The sequence below is a fragment of the Paenibacillus sp. A3M_27_13 genome (assembly GCF_024213315.1).
Taxonomy (GTDB): Bacteria; Bacillota; Bacilli; order Paenibacillales; family Paenibacillaceae; genus Paenibacillus; species Paenibacillus polymyxa_B.
This window is the reverse complement of sequence record NZ_JANAVE010000001.1, coordinates 261863-277295: the sequence shown is the minus strand read 5'-3', so window position 1 is coordinate 277295 and position 15433 is coordinate 261863. Positions and strand designations below refer to the sequence as shown.

Here is a 15433-nt window from a genome sequence, read left to right as displayed (position 1 = left end):
AGTGGTTCAAACAATATCCAAGCTGCTAGGGGCGCTGATCGCTGTATTGCTTTTGTACATCGTACCCGCAGCTCAAGCTGCTGAACGGCAGGAAGATATATCCGGGTTAAATACATATCATTCAACTGTACGTTTTGTTGATATGGTAAGAACCAAAGGTTACATTACACCGACGATGTATAACGATTTTATGCGTGATCTGGAATTGACAGGCAATATGTACGAAGTTGACTTGGAGCATATGCACAAAAAGTATGTACCGGAATATGCAGATGCCGCGAAGCCAGACAGTTTTCTGGGCAATTATGAAACTGTATATGATGGGTACTATAATCCGCAAATCTTACCTGTACTGTTTCCTGACAATCAGCAGCCAAAATCAGATCAGCTACGTCGGTATACCTTGATGGCCGGGGATTATTTTACGGTCCGGCTACATAATACGAATCGGGCTCCTGCGGACTTGTACAAATCATGGCTTCTCGGTGGGGCAGATAGCGGAAAGCCGGCAGTTACAGCTTCTTACGGGGGCATGGTTCTGAATGAAGATTACTGATTTTGCAGTCATATTTATACTTTTGTTTTTGCCCTTTGGTGTAGTTAGTGACTTACGGGTCCAGAATCAGCGTGAAGTGCAGCAGCTAGAAATGAAATATACGTCGGCTCTCCGTACCGCAGTTCAGGATGCAGGGGCTATGCTCTCACAGAATGAACGTCAAGAACGCGAGGCCGGATACGGATCGGATAAGTTTTTTCGTGTAGATAAAGAAGCAGCGCTGCACACGTTCCTGCACACCCTTTTTCTTAATGTAGGCATTGATGGGGATATAGTAGCACAACGTGCATTATTGGATTACATACCAGCCATTGTAATTCTAGATTATGACGGTTATTATGCGTTCACTTCAGAAGCCTATACCGACGAGCATGGACAAGCTGCCATAGGTCCCAAATGGAGCGAAAAAAAGCCATATGCCTATGTTGATTCAGTAGGCAACAGTGTGGGGTTCACCTTGGATAATTATGTGCACGCATATGATGCGCGGAATCACAGGTGGGTGGAGGGCTTTCAAAAGGAACTTCAGGACCAGACCCCTATATCTTTACTGAATAATTCAGAAACTTTTGAGCAAATACGTCGTTCCACCATCGTTCGCAGCGTCCAAGAGGACCTGGCGCGAATTATTAATGTCCATAACGAAAAAGCTGCACGTAACGGCATAACTTATACGTTCACGCTACCGCTCATTCCGCAAGAGGAGTGGTACAACACAGTAGATGATGTGGGTCTGATCGCGTTTATCCAAGGCATTCCGGTCGGAGACAGGTATTACAATAACTATGGATTTGGTGGTGGGAGAGTCGTTAGAAAGCAAGACATTATAGGCGGCATAGAACCAGATACTGGGATGAAATATTTTTATAGAGATTCATGTCCAGCTCCCTTTAAAGCGAGTGAACGTTTTGCGGATGAAAAATCTGCAGCAGCTGCGGGATACTTTGAGTACAAATGTTATAATGGCTTAAAATAATCACCTTCATGGGTGGTTTTTCTTTTTTTAGGCAGATCCATATCAAAAACCTTAAAAATCGCTGTTTTCCATATTCCGATATGGTTGCAGAATGTGCTACAATAAAGCTTTGAAAGAAACGAAATGCATATGAAATAAGAACAGTCGGCAGCGCCGATGACAATAAGGAGCCAAAAACAGCTTATGAGTTTATTGACTGTAGAAAATGTATCTCACAACTTTGGGGACCGCGCATTATTTAAAAATGTTTCCTTTCGATTGCTTGCGGGGGAACGTGTAGGTTTGGTAGGAGCTAACGGTGTCGGTAAATCGACACTCATGAACATTCTGACTGGAAAATTGCTTAAGGATGAGGGTAAAGTGGAATGGACTCCACGTGTACGTTACGGCTATCTGGATCAGCATACCAAGCTGACACCGGGCAAAACGGTACGTGATGTTTTGAAAGACGCTTTTCTTCCTTTGTTGGAATTGGAAAAGGAAATGATGCAGATTACTGACAAAATGGGGGATGCTTCTCCTGAAGAGTTGGAAGTGCTGCTGGAACAGATGGGTGAAATTCAGGAGCAACTGGATATGGGGGATTTTTACCTCATTGATGTGAAGGTTGAAGAAATGGCGAATGGACTAGGTCTGTCGGCCATAGGACTGGACCGGGATGTATCTGCACTTAGCGGTGGGCAACGGACAAAGGTGCTTCTTGCTAAGTTGCTGTTGGAAAAGCCAAATGTCCTGCTGCTGGATGAGCCTACCAACTATTTGGATGTAGAGCATATTGAATGGCTTACGCGCTATTTGAAGGATTATCCCTATGCTTTTATTCTTATTTCACATGATACTGAGTTTATGAACCAGGTCGTTAATGTTATTTACCATCTTGAATTTGCCAAGATGACCCGTTATTCAGCTAACTATGAAAAGTTTCTTGAAATGGCGGATCTGAACAAAGCTCAGCATATTGATGCTTATGAGAAGCAACAGGACTTTATTAAGAAACAGGAAGATTTTATTCAGCGTAATAAAGCGCGTGCCTCTACATCAGGCCGAGCAAAGAGCCGTGAAAAGCAACTTGATCGGATCGAACGTATAGATAAGCCTGAAGAAGCTGCGAAGCCAACCTTTCAATTCAAAGAAGCACGTGCAAGCGGAAAGACGGTATTTGAGGGTATTGATTTTGAGATTGGTTATACGCATGCCCTTTTGCCTAAAATGTCCATGACGATTGAACGTGGCGAAAAGATTGCTATTGTTGGCTACAACGGTGTCGGTAAATCGACATTGCTCAAAACCATATTGGGAAAAATACCGCCAATCAGTGGAAAAACCTATCAAGGTGATTTTTTGCAGCCCGCTTATTTTGAGCAGGAAGTAAAGGCGGAGAAAATTACACCGATTGACGATGTGTGGAATGAATTCCCACATTTGAACCAGCATGAAGTACGAGCGCATTTGGCGCGTTGCGGTTTAAAGAATGAGCATATCACGCGTCCGCTATCTGCGCTCAGTGGTGGAGAACAGGCTAAAGTCCGTCTTTGCAAACTGTTAATGCGTGAAAGCAACTGGGTACTGTTCGATGAGCCTACCAACCACTTGGATGTTAAAGCTAAGGATGAGCTGAAACGTGCCTTGAAGGAATACAAAGGGACCGTATTGCTTGTATCTCACGAACCGGACTTTTACGAGGATTGGGTAACCAAAACGTGGAATGTGGAAGAGTGGTCAAGTAAAGTTAACTAACATCAACTAAATCCAATTCTGCATATTTCACACGAAGTGGGGTTTGCAGAATTAGGAAAATATGCTAAGCTATCTTTAGCTTATACAATAAAATAGTCACACTAGGGGAGCCGCCCATGCGGCTGAGACGGAATAAATGGATTTCGGACCCTTTGCACCTGATCTGGGTTATGCCAGCGTAGGGAAGTGAGCGCCGTACAAACAAGGCAACACCATCTTATTTTTGTTTGTGCGTGGGACGATACACGTATACGGATATCATTGTCCGTTCGATTATTGGACGTTCGTTAAACCACTTCCTTGGGGAAGTGGTTTTTTTGCGTTTCGTTCACTTTAAGTTGTTCGAGCTTCCGTAGACGATTCACATACAATCCTCTTTCATTACTGCTGGTAGACGTGACTGGCTAAGCTTAGATCTTTTAGTCCAATGTGAGGTGAAGACAAAATCGAATTACACGCAATTTCGATGGAAAAGGGCACTTTTGCACAAGCAGCCCAAGTGGCTGCTGTGATTTGTCCGTATGTTCATTATGTACACGCACGTTTAAAACAGAATGGTGCCTCTGCATTGCTATCTTTGACTCGCAGCATGGTGGAGCAGGGAGTTCCTTTGCAACAAATTGTAGTAAATGATCGTGTGGATGTAGCTTTACTTACTTTGGTTGGAGCCGTCCAGCTACCAGCTAATGGATTACCTGTAGCGGATGTGAAAAGCCTACTTCCAAAGGGTACACGCTGTGGAGTATCTGTGCATTCCTTGAAGGAGGCGCAGACTGCCGAGCGGGTAGGAGCGGACTATGTACTTTATGGTCACATATATGAGACCCATTGTAAGCCCGGTATTGTACCACGGGGTTTAGCTCAGCTTGAACATATTTGCAGGCTGTCGAACATTCCGGTGATCGCGCTGGGCGGCATACAACCGCACCATATCCCGGAGCTTTATAGGGCCGGAGCAAGCGGAATTGCGGTGATGTCTGGTATATGGGAGGCTGAGTCGCCCGTTGCAGCTGCGCTGGAATATAGGCGAATGGCAGATCTTGTAGTTCACAACCTGTAGCGAGAAAACGAGAGTAGAGGCAAGCTGAAAGCAGAATGGTTTATGGAGAGGAGACACGGAACAAATGCCAAAGATACACACAGAGGCAAGAGCGATAGGACACGCTGAATGCTTGGTCATAGGTGGAGGTGTCATCGGCAGTTCCATTGCTTACCATGTGGCCAAGGAGGGAAGAAGTACGATCATGCTGGAACGATTGATCCCGGGTGAGGGAGCCTCAGGAGCAGCGGTTGGAATGCTGGCAGCGGAAAGTGAAGAGTTCACCGACTCTGAGCTGGCACGGTTTGCTCGCATAAGTCGAGACGCATTCCCTGAGCTTGTCTGTGATCTGGAGCGTTTGTCAGGTATTTCGGTGGAATTCCGTACAGAAGGATTTGTGACTCCTTTCCGTACGGAAACTGAAGGCCAAAAACGCTGGAAAGCTGCTAAAACGCGAGAGGATGATTGTCCTATCTGGTGGGATGCGAAGGAATTGGCCCGACGAATTCCAGGTTTGGATGAACAAGCGATCGGGGCAATATATCGTTCAAAAGAGACACAAGTGGCTCCTGTCCAGCTTTGCCGTGCTTATGCAGGTGCTGCTGCGGTGCTGGGGGCAACGGTATGGTCTGGTACACAGGCAGAGCAACTGGTCATACAGAATGGTCGAGTTTGCGGTGTTCGAACAGATAGTGGCTTTTTTTCCTGCGATCAGGTCATTATTGCCGGAGGCTTGGATAGCATGAAATTGCTAGCGCAGGTTGGATTTGAATATCCACTTTATCCGGTCAAGGGCGAAGCGGTAGCGGTCTCCTTGAAGGATCACCCGTTAGAATACACCATTTATGCTGATGATATTTACCTCGTGCCTAAACAGAATAACGAGCTTTGGATTGGGGCAACGAGCCTTCCGCATCAATATGACGAAGAGGTGACCGTAGGAGGCTTGGAGGGGTTGCTGGCACGTGCCTCTGCTTGGCTGCCGCGCGTCCGTGAAGCTTCTTTTATACGCACTTGGGCGGGCTTACGTCCGCAGGCCGCATCAGGTCATCCTTTTATAGGCACTGTCCCTGGGGTCGAGGGCGTATATGCTGCCGTCGGGCATTATCGCAACGGTGTCCTGCTGAGTGATGCTACCGGGCGTGCGCTGGCAGCTATGCTTAATGGGGCTGGTGCAGCTGAACTTGGGATAAGTAGATTTTCTTCTGAGCTCCTCAAGGAGGAAAGCTTATGAAGCTGACGATTAACGGCCAGAGCCTGACCTTTTCTAATCGAATCACTCATGTGGATCAATTGCTACATGAGCTTGATGTAAAGGTGAAAACTGTAGTGGTAGAGCTGAATCGGCGTATATTGACCCGTGAAGATCATGATGAAGCAGTACTGAAGGATGGAGATTGCCTAGAGATTGTACATTTTGTGGGAGGCGGTTGATCATGTTAACCATTGGAAAAGCATCTTTTACCTCAAGGTTGTTGTTGGGAACAGGAAAATTCACTGATCTGGATATCCAATCCCAAGCCGTAGAGGCTGCTGAGACGGAAATATTGACGTTTGCTGTACGGAGATTGAACTTGGAGGAACGGGATAAGCAGCATTTTCTCGATATGCTGGATTTGAGCCGATATACACTTCTTCCCAACACAGCAGGGGCTACAACAGCAGAGGAGGCCATTCGTATTGCCCAATTGGCAAAAGCCTCCGGCTTGTGCGATATGATTAAGGTGGAAGTCATTGGGGATAGCAAGACACTGCTGCCTGACCCTTTTGAAACGTTGAAAGCTAGTGAAAAGCTGTTAGAAGAAGGCTTTATCGTGCTGCCCTACATATCGGACGATGTGATTCTAGCCAAGAGGCTACAAGAGCTTGGAGTACACGCCGTTATGCCTGGAGCTTCACCGATTGGTACAGGACATGGTTTGCTCAATCCGTTTTCATTAGAGCTAATTATTGAACAGGCGGAGGTCCCGGTTATTGTCGATGCGGGTATTCGCTCACCCAGTGACGCGGCAATGGCGATGCAGTTGGGGGCAGATGCTGTTTTGTTGAACACAGCCGTATCAGGAGCGAAGAACCCAGTAAAAATGGCTGAGGCCATGAAACTGGCTGTTCGTGCTGGAAGATATGGTTTTGAGGCGGGGATGATTCCTGTAAAACGTTACGCTTCAGCGAGCAGTCCGACAGAAGGCATGATTCAGGCATGAAGGTATCTGACAAATCCGGTGCAGGAGGAACACATCCAAGTGACCGTTATTCCAGACAAGAAAGATTCACACCCTTTGGACCGACAGGACAACGTCGGCTTGCTTCCTCTCACGTATTAATCATAGGTGTTGGAGCGCTAGGCACAGGTATTGCGGAAACACTTGTTCGCGGGGGCGTAGGTACAGTGAGCCTCGTAGACCGGGACTATGTGGAATGGAGCAATTTGCAGCGCCAACAGCTTTTTCAGGAAAGTGATGCTGCGCAAAGATGTCCCAAAGCAGTAGCTGCTCAGCGAAGATTAAAGGATATTAATTCGGAAACGGTTATACATGCACATGTACTGGATGTTAGGGTGGAAGAGCTGGAAGAGTTGATCCAGGGGGTAGATCTCGTAATGGATGCAACCGATAATTTCGATACCCGACTTCTTATGAATGACATGGCACTAAAGCATCGGATTCCTTGGATTTATGGGGGATGTGTGGGCAGCTATGGTGTAACCTACACCATTTTACCGGGTCAAACGCCTTGTCTTCACTGTCTGCTGGGAACTGTGCCGTTTGGTGGTGAAACCTGTGATAGCGCCGGGATTATTCCGCAGGCCGTACAGATGGTCACGGCTAACCAAACTACGGAAGCTTTCAAACTTCTGGGTGGATATCCAGAAGATTTGAGAGGAAAGCTGCTTTCGTTTGATTTGTGGAAAAATGAGTATGTAGCGATAGCAGTAGATAGCGTTAAAAAGGAGAATTGTCCTTCTTGCGGCAACCAACCGACGTATCCCTACTTGTCGGCCTCTTATCGGCAGAAAACAGATGTTTTGTGCGGCAGGGATACCGTTCAAATTAGACCAGCAAACCCGACACATCTGAATCTTGCGGAAATAGCAGATAGATTTGCTTCTTTGGGAGAAGGAAAAGTAGAGCAGAATCCGTTTTTGGTTTCCTTTAGTACAAGCGAGCATCGCTTGGTTGTTTTTGCAGATGGCAGAGCGTTGATCCATGGGACAAAGGACGTGGCAAAAGCAAGAAGTCTGTATCATCGCTATTTGGGTTAAACCATAAAAGCAGAAAGCCATTCTTTGGAGAATGATTTTCTGCTTTTTTGTTACAATAATATTAATATGCTTTAATGGCTTATAACAAACTTGTTCGTATCCAATGTAATGCTATGTCCAAACCAGGTGGGTGAAAAGATGAGCCCGTTAATTTTACTTGTGGATGTAAATGAAGCGTCTCCCGTAATTGTACTTCCATTGGAGCAGGCAGGTTATCAGGTGGTACATGTTAGCAATACATCGGATGCAAGCTCTTATGCAGCCCACAATCCGGTGAATTTGCTACTCCTGAACATAGGAGATGAACAGGCGGATACACAAGGCTTGATTCGCATTTTGCAGCAAAACCATCCTCATGTCCCGCTATTTGCAATGACTTCATCAGATGAGGAGGACCATATTGTTTCCTGCTTTGAACAAGGGGCACATGATGTGATCGTTCTGCCCTTTTATCCTAGAGTTTTTCAGGCAAGAGTGGCTAATTTATTGCGGATTTTTGGTATTGAACGTGATGTGAAAAGGGCGATCGAAGCGGGTGATTTACATATAGACAATGCAAGCAGAATGGTGAGCAGAGGGGGACAAAAGCTGGAACTAACTCCGAAAGAATTTGATCTTTTGCTTCATCTGGCGATACATCTTAACCAAGTTTGTAGCAGGCAGCAAATTCTGAAGGATGTTTGGAAACATGATTATATCGTTGATACGAACGTAGTAGACGTCTATATCAGACATTTGAGGGTTAAAGTAGATAAAGGGTATAAGTTTAAAATGATCCGTACGGAACGAGGTATTGGTTATTCACTCAGAACACCAACCGTATCAGAATAGCATAAGGCATATAAAAAAAGCCGGAACTTTTCGTCCCGGCTCGCATATTTCAAAATGAGTTTCATACTACAGCACGCGGCGTGCTTTAATGTATGTTCTTTTCCAGTTGCCGGAGTTCAAATCGGAGATGGTCACGCCAGGTCCGCCGTAAGTGTGTAAAATTTTACCCCCGCCCATATAGACTGCTACGTGGGTAATGTTGCGTCCTGTGGCACGGCTACCGCTTGAAAAGAACACTAAGTCACCTTTTTTCAAATTGGACTTGGATACGGCATGTCCGACTTTAGACTGTTGAACAGAAGTACGTGGCAAATCCACTCCGTATTTCTTGAATATGTGCTTCATGAAAGAAGAACAGTCAAAATTACGTGTAGTGCTCGTGGAAGCTCCAAACTTATAAGGAGTTCCCATATATTTTTCACCGTAGTTAATTACTTTTTGGCCTACTGAAGTAGTAGTGGCAGCTTGTGCCGTATTTGTTCCCTCAATTGCAAAAGTACCAAAGCCGATAGTGGCTGCGACCCCTGCTATAATTACCTTTTTTATGATTTTCTGCATATTCATGTTGTAAGTACCTCCAGAAATTGATTTGTGCAATATTTTGCTGAGTTGCTAACTAACTGACAGCGTTGAGTATAACAGTTTTGAAACCGCCTAATAGTTGGAAAATAACTCTCAAATGCTTGAGGGACAAGACTTACACAGCGTTTATTAAAAAACGATTAAAAATTACAATTTGTAAAAAATATATCGATTCATAGATCTCTATAAACGGAAAAACCCTTGTTAATCAAGGGTTTTGAGTGAAAGAACAATCTGAACAATGGTTACAACAATGTCATAATTAATCCTTGCTTTGAATAACGAGTAGTAGACCGCTTTTGATGGAAATCGTACCTTTTGAAGCCGTTAGCTTATTACTGACAGCACGCGATTGTCCCATTTTGAGGGTGGCATTATGTAGCGGATACATAAATCCTTCCAGTTGTATACCTGTTACTTCGGAAGTCATAGGAAGCAGCGATGTATATGTATAGCCCATAGGCTGGATCTCAAGCGTTGATCCGGTGAGCTCAATATAATTATGTGCGTCCATAATAGCGCAGCTAATATGATGCTGCATTGCTCGTACCAATATTTGAACATTAGCTAATGTGTGATCCATCCGGGTGCCAGTCACACCAAGCAACAATACATGATCTACGTGCTCGTCCATAGCGATTTCCAAAGCAAGCTCAGTATCTGTTAAGTCTTTAAGTACTGGATCACACGCAATCATACGTTGGCTTGCTAATTCTACCTTTTCTTTTTCCTCTGGTGTGATCGAATCAAAATCTCCTACAGAGACATGTGGTGTAATACCGTGTTCGATCAGGAAAAGAGCACCTTTATCTGCACCTATAATAAAATCATCGGGTTGTATTTGATGTAAATCTTCTTCATTAAGACGACCGCCTGAAAATACAATCGCTCGTTTTTTTGTCATAATCAACATCCTTTCTTTCTGATACGATCCTATATATACCATCGTTTTTAAGTATACCGCGTTAAATATGGCTTGCACAATTTTGGAGGACACGGATACAATGAAACAGAAAAAAGGAAGTGTAACGTGTAATAGGAAGGAGAACGAAATGATTAACGTTTTGTTTGTATGTTTGGGCAATATTTGCCGCTCTCCGATGGGGGAGGCGATACTGAGACATAAGGCGCAGGAACGGGGATTGGGTGCAGAAATCGGGGTAGACTCGGCCGGGACAGGCGACTGGCACATCGGAAATCCCCCGCATGAGGGAACACTAAAGCAACTTAAGCTGCATGGAATCAGCGAACAAGGCATACAGGCGAGGCAAGTAACGGGCCGCGATTTTGACGCGTTTGATTATATTGTGTGCATGGATGACTCCAATGAACAAAACATGCGTAAGATTGCAGGTGGGGCGGAGGCTGATATTCTAAAATTTATGGATTTGCTCCCTCAAGAAAAATTAAGAGAAGTACCCGACCCGTATTTTACAGGGAATTTTGAAGAGACCTATCGATTAATGGACGCAGGGTGCGACGCCTTGCTGGACAAGATCATAGAAGAAAAGCTATAATGTGAACGAAAGATGACGGCAATAATTGCCGTTTTTCGTTATACACTTTTGAAAGCGTAACCAAATTATGAAAAAGAGGAAGGAGCTTTATGACCTATTAGGTCAATGCTCTCATTCCCCTTAGTTACCTGGAAGAATATTTACTCAGGCGCGATCCAAAAAATACATTAGCGCGTCAGGCAACTCGTTTTGCCAAAAGCCCCACAAATGTTTGCCATCCTTTTCACGGTAAGAAACTTCAGCGTTCCGTTCGCGCAGCAAATCTGCGCATTGACGGTTAAGCTCTACAAAGTTGTAAATGCCAGTATCACTCTCAAATGCATCTTCCTGAAGGCCAACCGTCATCCACACCCGCAAATGAGACAGATCTTTCTCACGGGCGATGATTTCCTGCGAAGCTTCATAGTAAGCACCTGAGAGGCTGATAATGCGGTTGAACAGCTGAGGATACATCAAAGCCAAATGCAGAGACACACTGCCTCCCAGTGAATCCCCCGCCAAAATGCGGGACGCTGCATCTTTTCTTATAGGATACTTTTGCTCTACATAGGGAATAATCTCTTCTGCAAAACAGGCGGTATACGCCTCAAAACGATTGCCAAAGGGAGCATACTCCTGAGTTCTGATTTTGGTGTTCACTTCCACTCCTACAATAATGAAGGGTTCGACGCCCTCATCTAGAATGAGGCGGTTGGCGTGAGTTGCAATGCGGCCAAAATTGAAAAATTCTTCTCCGTCCTGACAGTATACGACCGGGTAGCTCAATATTTCATTATAGCCGGGCGGCAAATAAATCCGGAGAGTTCTGGTCTCGCCAAGAAAGCGGCTGTCTACTTCGTCTTTAAGGATGGTTCGTTTTAAATACCGAGAATCCGTCATTTTTCGTCACCTTTCTTGGGTATTATTTTGCATTCGGGATCACAATAAGTTAAGATTACCCTGATTGCAATAGATGTTTAAAATTTCAATCATGTACTAAGCTGTTATAGTAAAAAACATACCCTGTTACACACACAAAAATGTGGCAAACTCAAAAAAAATAACTAAAACTTTGACGCGAGCGATATAACAGGTGTATAATAATCCTATAACAGCGGAACTTGATATTCAAATTTTTTTGTTGAGGTGAAGAAAATGAGCAAGGTTCCTTATGAAGTTTACACAGAGGAAGTTGAGGCGCTGTCCGTACTTTCTCCGGATGGTGAAATTATCAATAAAGATATGTTGCCTAAACTTACAGATGATCAATTGAAAGAAATTATGTATCGAATGGTATTTACACGTACTTGGGATGACCGTGCCGTTAACTTAGGCCGTCAAGGCCGTCTCGGTTTCTACGCTCCGGTATCTGGACAAGAAGCAACCATGATTGGTAGCGAATATGCGCTCCAAAAAGAAGACTTTATTGCTCCAGGCTATCGCGATATTCCGCAAATCGTTTGGCATGGCCTGCCATTATACCAAGCTTTCTTGTATTCCCGTGGTCATCAACACGGCGGCCAAGTGCCGGACGGTGTTAATGTACTGATGCCGCAAATCATCATTGGCGCGCAAATTTTGCATGCTATGGGTATTGCTATGGGTTACAAACTGAAAAAGCAAAAACAAGTCGCCATTACATATACAGGTGACGGCGGTTCTTCCGAAGGTGATTTCTACGAAGGCCTGAACTATGCTGGTGTATACAAGTTGCCAGTTATTTTCTTTGTGCAAAACAATGGTTACGCGATCACGACTCCATTTTCAAAACAAACGGCTGCTCTTTCGATCGCTCATAAAGCAGTAGCTGCTGGTATTAAAGGTGTGAAAATTGACGGCATGGACGTGCTTGCAGTTATTAAAGCCGTTCAAGAAGCTGCTGAACGTGGACGTAATGGTGAAGGTGCTACATTGATTGAAGCTGTAACGTACCGTTTCCGTCCGCATTCCCTTTCTGATGATGCAACAAAATATCGTTCCAAAGAAGAAGAAGGCGAATGGAATGCGAAAGATCCGATTGCCCGCTTTGCGAAATACCTTGAAAAAAAAGGTCTTTGGACTGAAGAAGATACAGCTCGCGTAAAAGAAGAAGCTAAGGCAAAAGTGAACGAAGAGATCAAAAAAGCCGAGAAAACAGAGAAAATGACAATTCCTGGCCTGATTGATAGCATGTTCGAAACAACGCCTAAGCACTTGGAAGAACAAAAAGCTGATTTTAAATAATTGAACTTAAAAGAGACCGGGCGGTAACCCGATCCGGTCTGCTTTTCGATTGACCTGAACTGAAATTGATCTGTCAATGTTTAAGGAGGAAATGAAGCAAATGGCACAAATGAACATGAAAGAAGCGATTCGTGACGCACTGCGCGTAGAGTTGAAACGCGACCCTAACGTCCTGCTTTTCGGTGAAGACGTAGGTCATGTAGGTGGCGTATTCCGCGCTACGGAAGGTCTGCAAAAAGAATTTGGCGAAGAACGTGTATTCGATACTCCGCTAGCGGAATCCGCAATCGGGGGTCTTGCTGTGGGTCTGGGTATTCAAGGCTTCCGCCCTGTAGCTGAAATCCAGTTCGTAGGCTTTATCTTTGAAGCACTCGATCAAATGGCAATTCAAGCATCCCGTATGCGTTACCGTTCCGGTGGACGTTACAATTCTCCAATCGTATTCCGTACACCTTTTGGTGGCGGTGTTAAGGCAGCCGAGCTGCATACAGATTCCTTGGAAGGTCTTCTGGCTCAAACACCTGGTATCAAGGTTGTTGTTCCTTCCAACCCTTACGATGCAAAAGGTCTTATGATCGCGTCTATACGCGACAATGATCCAGTATTTTTCATGGAGCATTTGAACCTGTATCATGCATTCCGCGCTGAAGTTCCTGAGAATGATTACACAGTTGAACTGGGCAAAGCTAATGTAGTTCGTGAAGGTTCCGATGTGACGATCATTACTTACGGTATGATGGTACACACTTCGATTAAAGCTGCTGATGAGCTGGAAAAAACAAAAGGTATCAAAGTAGAAATCATTGATTTGCGTACCATTAGCCCGATTGACATTGATACCGTTGTTGCTTCTATTCAAAAAACCAATCGTGCCATCGTTGTTCAAGAAGCGCAAAAGAGCTCCGGTGTAGCTGCTGAAGTTATTGCACAAATTAACGAAAAAGCAATCCTGCATCTGGAAGCACCCGTTCTGCGTGTAGCAGGTCCAGATACCGTTTATCCTTTTGCTCAAATTGAAGATACTTGGTTGCCAACGCCAACACGTATCATTGATGCGGTTAATAAAGTATTGGAATTTTAATTAAAGCACACCGTAAATTTGGGAGGTTTTAAACGTGGCTAAATTTGAATATAAATTCCCGGAGCTAGGTGAAGGTCTTCACGAAGGCGAAATCATCAAGATTCACATCAAGCCCGGCGACAAAGTAACAGATGAAGATATCATCATGGAAGTACAAAACGATAAGGCTGTAGTTGAAGTTCCTTGTCCGGTTAATGGTACAGTACAAGAAGTATTTGCCAAAGACGGCGACATCTTTAACGTAGGTCAAGTCGTAGCTGTAATTGATGCAGAAGGTGAACTTCCTGAACAAGAAGATGCACCAGAAGCACCAGCTGCTAGCCCTGAACCAAGTGCTGCTGCACAAGGCGGAGCTGCAGGTACAGCTAGATTTGAATATAAATTCCCAGAGCTGGGTGAAGGTCTTCACGAAGGCGAAATCATCAAGATTCACATCAAGCCCGGCGACAAAGTAACAGATGAAGATATCATCATGGAAGTACAGAACGATAAGGCAGTAGTTGAAGTTCCGTGTCCAGTCAATGGTACGGTTCAAGAAGTATTTGCCAAAGACGGTGACATCTTTAATGTAGGTCAAGTTGTGGCTGTAATCGCTGCAGAGGGCGAACTTCCTGAACAAGAAGATGCACCAGCTGCTGTGAAACAAGAAGAGGATGCTGCAAAAGGCGGAGCTAACACAAAACCAGTTGCAACACCTGCTGCTTCTAACAAAGACGTACTGGCTACACCTAGCGTCCGCAAATTTGCTCGTGAGCAAGGTGTAAACATCGCTCAAGTGAGTGGCTCCGGCAAAAATGGTAAAATCACCAAAGAAGATGTAGAAGCTTTCAAAAATGGTGGAGGTCAAGCGGCTGCACCAGTAGCGAAAGAAGCTGCAAAAGCACAAGAGCCTGCTAAGAAAGAAGCGAAAGCTGCAGCACCATCTGCACCAGCAGCAGATCCACGTGCTGAGGAAGAGCGCGTACCATTTAAAGGTATCCGCAAAGCTATTTCCAATGCTATGGTTAAATCGGCTTATACGGCTCCGCACGTTACGATTATGGATGAAGTAGATGTAACTGAACTGGTTGCTTTCCGTACTCGTATCAAACCAATTGCTGAGAAGAAAGGCACAAAAGTAACATACCTGCCATTCATCGTAAAAGCTTTGGTTGCTGCTTCCCGTCAATTCCCGGCTCTGAATGCCACGATCGACGAAGAAGCAAACGAAATTGTCTACAAAAAATACTACAACATCGGTATCGCTACAGATACAGACAACGGCTTGATCGTTCCTGTTATCAAAGATGCTGATCGTAAGAGTATCTGGATGATTGCTGATTCCATTCGTGATCTAGCTGTGCGCGGTCGTGATGGAAAATTGGCTGCGAATGAGATGAGAGGGAGCACAATCTCCATCACTAACATCGGTTCCGCAGGCGGTATGTTCTTTACTCCAATCATTAACTTCCCTGAAGTTGCGATTTTGGGTACTGGCCGTATCAGTGAAAAAGCAGTCGTGAAAAACGGTGAAATTGTAGCTGCTCCAGTAATGGCTCTTTCCTTGAGCTTTGACCACCGTATTATTGACGGTGCAACTGCTCAAAACTTCATGAACTATATCAAACAGCTGCTCGCTAACCCTGAGTTGCTTGTTATGGAGGTGTAATC

At 44.7% G+C, this 15433-nt stretch carries 16 protein-coding genes and 1 riboswitch; of the genes, 13 read left to right on the top strand and 3 right to left on the bottom strand.

All coding sequences use genetic code 11. The features are described from left to right. The first annotated feature begins 1 nt into the window (after position 1). From NLX82_RS01205 to NLX82_RS01165, 9 genes are all read left to right on the top strand, one after another. A complete protein-coding gene (locus NLX82_RS01205) occupies positions 2-556 on the top strand; it encodes a hypothetical protein (protein ID WP_254347419.1) in 555 nt (184 codons plus the stop codon). Then, positions 543-1532, top strand: coding sequence for a hypothetical protein (locus NLX82_RS01200; protein WP_076159172.1), 990 nt, complete (start codon positions 543-545; stop codon positions 1530-1532). Before NLX82_RS01205 ends, NLX82_RS01200 begins: the two co-directional genes overlap by 14 nt. A 183-nt stretch (positions 1533-1715) precedes the next feature. After that, the gene (locus NLX82_RS01195; RefSeq protein ID WP_023988981.1) at positions 1716-3269 is read left to right on the top strand and encodes an ABC-F family ATP-binding cassette domain-containing protein; all 1554 of its coding nucleotides are present in this window, start codon (positions 1716-1718) and stop codon (positions 3267-3269) included. A 93-nt stretch (positions 3270-3362) separates the two neighbouring features. Next, positions 3363-3471: riboswitch (TPP riboswitch) on the top strand. A 264-nt stretch (positions 3472-3735) separates the two neighbouring features. After that, positions 3736-4329, top strand: coding sequence for a thiamine phosphate synthase (locus NLX82_RS01190; RefSeq protein WP_023988980.1), 594 nt, complete (start codon positions 3736-3738; stop codon positions 4327-4329). 64 nt (positions 4330-4393) lie between these two features. Next, positions 4394-5542: a glycine oxidase ThiO gene (gene thiO, locus NLX82_RS01185; protein WP_023988979.1), complete on the top strand. Its 1149-nt coding sequence runs from the start codon at positions 4394-4396 to the stop codon at positions 5540-5542. Beyond that, complete coding sequence (gene thiS / locus NLX82_RS01180; protein ID WP_013310519.1) at positions 5539-5742, top strand: sulfur carrier protein ThiS; 204 nt, start codon at positions 5539-5541, stop codon at positions 5740-5742. The genes thiO and thiS overlap by 4 nt, the downstream gene beginning before the upstream one ends. 2 nt (positions 5743-5744) lie before the next feature. Then, positions 5745-6512, top strand: coding sequence for a thiazole synthase (locus NLX82_RS01175; protein WP_076159169.1), 768 nt, complete (start codon positions 5745-5747; stop codon positions 6510-6512). Continuing rightward, positions 6509-7570, top strand: a complete 1062-nt coding sequence (locus tag NLX82_RS01170) for a ThiF family adenylyltransferase (RefSeq protein WP_076159165.1) — start codon at positions 6509-6511, stop codon at positions 7568-7570. Before NLX82_RS01175 ends, NLX82_RS01170 begins: the two co-directional genes overlap by 4 nt. A 138-nt stretch (positions 7571-7708) precedes the next feature. Then, a complete protein-coding gene (locus NLX82_RS01165; RefSeq protein WP_023988976.1) occupies positions 7709-8401 on the top strand; it encodes a response regulator transcription factor in 693 nt (230 codons plus the stop codon). Positions 8402-8467: 66 nt separating this feature from the next. Here the strand turns inward: NLX82_RS01165 and NLX82_RS01160 are convergent, their stop codons facing one another. Together NLX82_RS01160 and NLX82_RS01155 are read right to left on the bottom strand one after the other, a co-directional pair. Continuing rightward, complete coding sequence (locus tag NLX82_RS01160) at positions 8468-8965, bottom strand: C40 family peptidase (RefSeq protein WP_028541710.1); 498 nt, start codon at positions 8963-8965, stop codon at positions 8468-8470. Between the two features lie 280 nt (positions 8966-9245). Continuing rightward, the gene (locus NLX82_RS01155) at positions 9246-9887 is read right to left on the bottom strand and encodes a thiamine diphosphokinase (RefSeq protein WP_023988974.1); all 642 of its coding nucleotides are present in this window, start codon (positions 9885-9887) and stop codon (positions 9246-9248) included. A 148-nt stretch (positions 9888-10035) separates the two neighbouring features. Here NLX82_RS01155 and NLX82_RS01150 point away from each other — a divergent pair, with 148 nt between their 5' ends. Then, positions 10036-10500: a low molecular weight protein-tyrosine-phosphatase gene (locus NLX82_RS01150; RefSeq protein ID WP_023988973.1), complete on the top strand. Its 465-nt coding sequence runs from the start codon at positions 10036-10038 to the stop codon at positions 10498-10500. A 144-nt stretch (positions 10501-10644) separates the two neighbouring features. Here NLX82_RS01150 and NLX82_RS01145 read toward each other — a convergent pair whose 3' ends face one another. Beyond that, the gene (locus NLX82_RS01145) at positions 10645-11379 is read right to left on the bottom strand and encodes an alpha/beta hydrolase (RefSeq protein WP_025724149.1); all 735 of its coding nucleotides are present in this window, start codon (positions 11377-11379) and stop codon (positions 10645-10647) included. A 255-nt stretch (positions 11380-11634) separates the two neighbouring features. On the opposite strand from NLX82_RS01145, the gene pdhA reads away from it, so the two are divergent. The 3 genes from pdhA (at position 11635) to NLX82_RS01125 (ending at position 15431) form a co-directional block, all read left to right on the top strand. Next, the gene (gene pdhA, locus NLX82_RS01140; protein WP_013310511.1) at positions 11635-12702 is read left to right on the top strand and encodes a pyruvate dehydrogenase (acetyl-transferring) E1 component subunit alpha; all 1068 of its coding nucleotides are present in this window, start codon (positions 11635-11637) and stop codon (positions 12700-12702) included. 100 nt (positions 12703-12802) lie between these two features. Next, complete coding sequence (locus NLX82_RS01135; protein WP_013310510.1) at positions 12803-13783, top strand: alpha-ketoacid dehydrogenase subunit beta; 981 nt, start codon at positions 12803-12805, stop codon at positions 13781-13783. Positions 13784-13817: 34 nt separating this feature from the next. Continuing rightward, entirely contained in the window at positions 13818-15431 is a 1614-nt protein-coding gene (locus tag NLX82_RS01125) for a 2-oxo acid dehydrogenase subunit E2 (RefSeq protein ID WP_053325598.1), read from the top strand. The last annotated feature ends 2 nt before the right edge of the window (positions 15432-15433 follow it).

Coding starts and splice junctions, on each gene's coding strand:
- thiO (WP_023988979.1), top strand. CDS start 4,394: ATGCCAAAGATACACACAGAGGCAAGAGCGATAGGACACGCTGAATGC.
- pdhA (WP_013310511.1), top strand. CDS start 11,635: ATGAGCAAGGTTCCTTATGAAGTTTACACAGAGGAAGTTGAGGCGCTG.
- NLX82_RS01160 (WP_028541710.1), bottom strand. CDS start 8,965: ATGAATATGCAGAAAATCATAAAAAAGGTAATTATAGCAGGGGTCGCA.
- NLX82_RS01170 (WP_076159165.1), top strand. CDS start 6,509: ATGAAGGTATCTGACAAATCCGGTGCAGGAGGAACACATCCAAGTGAC.
- NLX82_RS01155 (WP_023988974.1), bottom strand. CDS start 9,887: ATGACAAAAAAACGAGCGATTGTATTTTCAGGCGGTCGTCTTAATGAA.
- NLX82_RS01150 (WP_023988973.1), top strand. CDS start 10,036: ATGATTAACGTTTTGTTTGTATGTTTGGGCAATATTTGCCGCTCTCCG.
- NLX82_RS01190 (WP_023988980.1), top strand. CDS start 3,736: ATGGAAAAGGGCACTTTTGCACAAGCAGCCCAAGTGGCTGCTGTGATT.
- NLX82_RS01200 (WP_076159172.1), top strand. CDS start 543: ATGAAGATTACTGATTTTGCAGTCATATTTATACTTTTGTTTTTGCCC.
- NLX82_RS01135 (WP_013310510.1), top strand. CDS start 12,803: ATGGCACAAATGAACATGAAAGAAGCGATTCGTGACGCACTGCGCGTA.
- NLX82_RS01195 (WP_023988981.1), top strand. CDS start 1,716: ATGAGTTTATTGACTGTAGAAAATGTATCTCACAACTTTGGGGACCGC.
- NLX82_RS01145 (WP_025724149.1), bottom strand. CDS start 11,379: ATGACGGATTCTCGGTATTTAAAACGAACCATCCTTAAAGACGAAGTA.
- NLX82_RS01175 (WP_076159169.1), top strand. CDS start 5,745: ATGTTAACCATTGGAAAAGCATCTTTTACCTCAAGGTTGTTGTTGGGA.
- NLX82_RS01165 (WP_023988976.1), top strand. CDS start 7,709: ATGAGCCCGTTAATTTTACTTGTGGATGTAAATGAAGCGTCTCCCGTA.
- thiS (WP_013310519.1), top strand. CDS start 5,539: ATGAAGCTGACGATTAACGGCCAGAGCCTGACCTTTTCTAATCGAATC.